The 557-nt window shown below is 42.5% G+C and carries 1 protein-coding gene; it reads right to left on the bottom strand.

The genetic code is table 11. The features are described from left to right. Positions 1–86: 86 nt before the first annotated feature. Positions 87–557, bottom strand: a 471-nt coding sequence (pilO, locus tag R8O11_RS30325) for a type 4a pilus biogenesis protein PilO (RefSeq protein ID WP_318195275.1), incomplete at its 5' end; no start/stop codon positions are given.

The following is a 557-nucleotide window of genomic DNA, read 5'->3' as shown; positions in this document are numbered from 1 at the left end:
TAGCCGCGATTGACCTAACGAGTTTTTTAACCACCGATAAACTCCTCTCGAGAACCTAATGTGTACACTTCAAGCACTAACTTCGCTTATGGATATTCTTCTACTTTGTAACTGAAGCTACGCCAAAAATAGCTGGCAGGTAAGCTCTCTAACTTGTTTAAGTAGTTGGCGATAGAAAAGTAGTCACCAGTTAGCTCCATGCGTACTGGGTGTACGTAATAGCCTGAGTATTGTGATGCTTCTTTATCTTCTGTGATCGGCTCAGATGGCAGAGTCTGCAATGACACCAAGTGAATGCCACTTTGCTGCTCCAACACATTTTCAAGCAGCTCAGCCATTTGCGAAGGTGTAATAAGATGCTCGATGATCTCCGCTAATTGCATCGAAAGATGCTGACTCTCAGCTAACAGATTAGATATCGCGCGATCAACCTCAGCATTTGGATCTTTCTTAAGTTGCGCCTGAATACGTAGCGTATCGATTTCAATCTTTTGATTGGCTTGCTTTAAATTACTTAGTTGCCTCTCATTACTGATGATCTCGTTAAGCTTTGGCTC

This window comes from Vibrio sp. 1288 (assembly GCF_033344475.1).
Note: the sequence above shows the minus strand (reverse complement) of the source record. Positions and strands in the feature narration are given on the sequence as shown.